This window comes from Nostoc sp. NZL, from assembly GCF_015714705.1.
Taxonomy (GTDB): domain Bacteria; phylum Cyanobacteriota; class Cyanobacteriia; order Cyanobacteriales; family Nostocaceae; genus Nostoc; species Nostoc foliaceum_A.
Window position 1 is genome coordinate 1 of the sequence record NZ_WBKL01000168.1, and the last position, 4908, is coordinate 4908.

Genomic DNA, 4908 nt, shown 5'->3' on the forward strand with positions numbered 1-4908 from the left:
AATCGCTATGCCCGGTCAGGGTGGTAATTTCTTTGCCCGCCTCTCGATTCCACAATTTGATCGTACTGTCCCAACTGGCGGAAGCTAAAGTTTTGCCATCCGGGCTGAAGACGACGCTGATGACCGAACTGCTATGCCCGGTCAGGGTGGTAATTTCTTTGCCCGTCTCCCGATTCCACAATTTGATGGTGCTGTCAGCACTGGCGGAAGCTAAAGTTTTGCCATCCGGGCTGAAGACGACGCTGTTGACCCAATCGCTATGCCCTTCGAGGCGATTTTGTTCACGAATATTTAGCAGAATATTCTGTAAACTAAACAAAGGACTATAAGCGGGATAATCTGCTAGAGATTTTTGATCCTTAACCAAAGTTTTTAGTTCTTCCGCACTCTGCACTGCTAACAGCAGCCCCTCTATTTCCCTTGAAGGTACAAACTCCCGCAATGCAGCAGTTCCGTCTCGTTCCAATCGTGTAGCTGTTAAAGCAATTTTTCTGGCTGCATTTGCTGCATTCAGAGCAATTTGAGCCTGCTGTTGTTCTTGCCTTGCCCGATTTAAATCTGCAACAGCTTTTTGACGCTGCTGTTGTGCCTCTTGTCGTTGTCGAATTGCTTGGTTTGCCTGTACTTCAGCTTGACTAGCCTTGGCGCTAGCTGCTACCACTTTGTTTTGAGCTAGTTTCAAGTTTTGCTGTGCCTGATTCACTTTGGTATTTGCTGCATTCAGTTGTGAAGTTGCATTACTAAGATTCCGTTTTACCTGTGTTGCCTGTTTTGATATCCTTTGATTGTCGCGTGAGATTTTTTTATTGTCTGCCGAAATCCGTTGGTTATCTTGCTTGGTTGCTGCGGTTTCTGTTTTTGCTTTTTCTAATTCTATTTGGGCTTTATCTGTTTGTGCCTTTGCTGTTCGCGCTTGTCCCAATTGATATTGAGCTAATATTAATGATGCAACTGCCCCCAGCACAGTCAGTCCTAACACCACAGAACCAATGCGAATCCGTTGATTAGCTTTGTGGTTCGCCTCTGCTAAAACTTGCTTTGCCTGTTCCTCTGCTTCCAGCCTTTTTTGCACATCACGCTTTTCCAACTCTTGGCTAGCAGCTAAAAACTGATAGTCTAAGTCACTTAAACTTTTACCAACTGCCCACACTTGGGCATCTTGCAAAGTTTTTCCCCGCAACAACCGCGACTCATCTTGACGTTCCGACTCAACCCAGGCATTAAATGTATCGGAGTAGGGGCGCAAGTTTGCTAAAATCTTTTCGCACCACTCTTGCTTAAACACCTCTGCATAAATTCGGTTATAAATTCGCAGCTTCCCGTCCCGCTTCACCACTAAACCCGTCAGCCGCAGTTCCGTTTGTTCAGGACTATCATCAGTTGCTATCTCTCCCTGCTGGAAAATCTGCTGATACAACCCCAACAATCGCCCAGTCCTCTGTTCCCCACTCTGCAAAATTCTGTCTCGAATCGTCTTCAAATGCTCCGGCTCATCTTGCGTCTCCCAATTCTCAATAATCCCCTCGCGTACCAACTCTTCCACCCAGTCCCCATCCCCTAGTCCCCAATTCCTAGTCTCCAGTCCCCCCTGCACCAGCAACTTACAAACTTTTTGCGTCAAAAACGGCTGTCCTCCCGTCCACTCCAGCACCACCTGCATGAACTCTTGAGAATCACCCAGTTCTGCCAAACCCCGCGCCAAGGGTTGCGCCTCTGGGAGTTGAAAGCCAGTTAAATCAATTGCCTGTCCAATATTAAAAGGTGTCCGGCGTTTGTCTTGAATCAAATCTGAAGGCGTAGATACGCCAATCAAAGCAAAGGTGAGGCGATTATATTCAGGATGGTCTGCTCGTCGGTTGTAGCAATCGCGGATAACTGCAAAAAAGTCATCCAAGTTGAATGAAAGACTTAGAATGCTGTCAATTTCATCAATAAAAATAACAATCTTTTCAGTAATTGTTTGAAGTAAAACCGTTTCAATAAACTTGCTCAAGCGCTGTACTGGTGAAAGCAACCCGTTATCAGTCCACCAAGTATCTAAATCAAAAGTTGTATAAATATTAAAACTTCCCACCAGAGTATCAATCACCCCGGCATACCACTGTTCTGGCGTAATATCTGCCGTCCCAATAGCTGTAATATCAACAACAGCACAAGCAAATCCCTCAGTTTGCAACTGCTGCATTACCTGCACCCGCAAGCTAGATTTCCCCATCTGCCGGGAATTGAGTACATAACAAAAATCCCCAGCCTTCAAGCCTTCATAGAGGTCATCATCAGCTTGCCGTCTAACATAAGTTGGTGCATTTTGAGGCAGACTCCCACCGACTTGATATTGGTACTGGGCCATAAATAATTAAAAATTAAAAATTAAAAATTAAAAATTATGAAATACAAATTTGGTAGGGTATGTTAGCACAGAGACTACGAATTACGGACTCAATAAGCTAGGCGTTTTAACACTTTTACCACAGTATCTAGATCATCCCCACGATTGAGCGACAGTGTGTAAGATAATTCATATTTTGGTGTACCCTGGTTCGTCAACTTAATAAATTGAAATTCTCTACCATTGGTTACAAAACCAAATTTAGGTTTATCATTACCAGAATTATCCAACATATAAGCTAATGCTTGAGAAATTGCTACCTCCAAAGAATATTCTGCTCGTTTCGCCTCAATAACAAGAACCCAAAATGGAGGATGAAACACCAAAATATCAATACGTCCTCTAATAATTGTGCCTTCATCTTCAGAAGAAATTCTTACCTCTTCTTCCGACGCAATGTAAAAAGGCGGTTGATAAAAACCTGCTAGACGCAATATCGGAGATAGCACCACCATTCTGACTACAGGTTCTAAAATTTGGTAGCGGGATAAATGCAAATATTCTGCCTTGACTTGGTTGAGAGATTGCTTTTCTAAATCACTCAACTCAGGTAAATCTTGCTGCCACTCTGAAAAAAACTGTTCGTTGTCTGCACGTTGTAGCCCAAATTCATCGGTGAGTTGGGCTAGGGTGATATCTTTTCCTTGAATAACTTGAACCATTGTTAAACCTTTTTGTTAAATGGTAATTGCAGATAAAAGTCCTATTGCACTCCTAATGTACTTTTTTAATTTTTCAACCCCAAGCGATCGCAAAAATATTGACGGTACAATTTACACAGTGGCACCACTTCATTGCCTTGAAACTTAACCAACCCCATACTGCGGAGTTTAAACGCTTCAGTTGTGCCTACATCTACGGCGCGATTTGCTGTCATCACTTGTTTGAGGGCAGCTAGCAATTCTGCATCCTCTTGCAAATTCAGCCAATGGCGGCGTAAATGGTCACTGTAAGGTCCTTCCTCGGTTGCCGCAATTTTTTGCAGATTTTCCAGCGTCATCCGACCACGAGCAATTTCATAAAGCGCTACCCGCACTAAATAAGGATGACCACCGACGAGTGTCATTAATTCTTCAATTTGTGATTCAGGCCAATTGAGTCCGTGACGCTGTACTAAGTCTTGTACTTGTGTTTGATTTAAGTCTGGCAACTCAATAGGTAAACCCACATTAAAAGGTGACTGATTAATATTGAGCGGAATATAAACTTCCTTAGAATGCACAATTACCAACCGGAGATTTTTCCAAACTGTCTCATTCTTTGACCGTTCATGCCAAGCTCGTAGCAATCCAAAAAAATCAGCAGCAATTATCGGATGCTTAAAGACTTCATCGACTTCATCCAAACCTATAGCTACGGGGCTATTAATCGCGGGTAATAAATACCGTTGAAAGTAATTTGTACATTTATTCTTGCTACCTAAAACACCCTTCCAATAATCGTCTAGCTTCTCTGGTAGATTCAGTTCGTAAGTAATGCTGGCACAGAACCACTGCAAAAATTGATCTAAATTAGCGAGAAATTCTGCATCGGCTGACTGAAAATTTACAGGTGCTGTCTGATAGCCATGTTGACTAGCATGATGCAGAACCCGCGACATGAGGGAAGTTTTGCCCATTTGCCGGGGAGCTTTGATGCGAATTAAGGCCCCTGGTTGAAGAATTGCTTCATAACAGTCTACCTCAATAGGCGATCGCTCCACATAGAACGCAGAGTTTAGAGATACCTGCCCTTCTGGATTTTCTAAGGAGACTGCTGCTTTTATCTCGGTATCTGGAATCGTTTCGTTAGCAGAGATAGTACCTTGGGGATTGTTCCGACTTTTCAGTACTGGGGTGGAAGACTCTGGAATACTTTCTAAATCAATAGCGCTACAGCCAAACTCGTAAGCATCCTCATAAGACCTATCAGCGCCCAGTGCATCATAAAAGCCTACCGCAAATTTAATCGCGGCGCGATCGCCAATTGCCCGATTCATCCCAACTACGCAGTTAATATTTTGATAAATTGCCTCAGCTTGCACCTGGCTATAGCAGGCATTTAATAATACACACTCAATTTTGTCTTTAAATAATTTAAATAGCCTTGCCAGTGACTCCGTACTCACCAGCTGCATTTGCCCTGTATTATTTTCCAAGGCTAAACCTTGATTTCCTCCACCATGTCCAGAAAAATGGATGATATGAGGATTATGATCTAAAAGCGCACGCCGCAAATCGTCAGGACGTACCGCCCATTTAGTAATAAGTTCAAACTTATCTCGGCTGCGAGAGCGTTGCAACCCTTCCTGAATTTCCCTAACTTCCTCGTCCAAGCGAAGTTTATCTGTCGTCGTGGGATTAGCTGACACAATCAGGATTTTTTTCACAGCGCTATCAACTATTGAATGCAGGCTTCTGGCTTAGATGTAGTTTACTACAGCAGGTAAGTAGACAATTACTGATAACGCATTACCGTGAATGAGCCTTTGATACTCGTGAATGAGTCTTTGATACTCGCCGATGAGTCTTTGATACTCG

General features: G+C 43.2%; 3 protein-coding genes. All 3 read right to left on the bottom strand.

Features of this window, described 5'->3' with window-relative positions:
• A partial coding sequence (locus tag F8R90_RS24810) for an AAA-like domain-containing protein (RefSeq protein WP_196512889.1) occupies positions 1-2350 on the bottom strand: 2350 nt, incomplete at its 3' end.
• 89 nt (positions 2351-2439) lie between these two features.
• Entirely contained in the window at positions 2440-3051 is a 612-nt protein-coding gene (locus F8R90_RS24815; protein WP_196512890.1) for a type I restriction endonuclease, read from the bottom strand.
• 65 nt (positions 3052-3116) lie between these two features.
• A complete protein-coding gene (locus F8R90_RS24820; RefSeq protein ID WP_196512891.1) occupies positions 3117-4757 on the bottom strand; it encodes an AAA-like domain-containing protein in 1641 nt (546 codons plus the stop codon).
• Positions 4758-4908 lie beyond the last annotated feature (151 nt).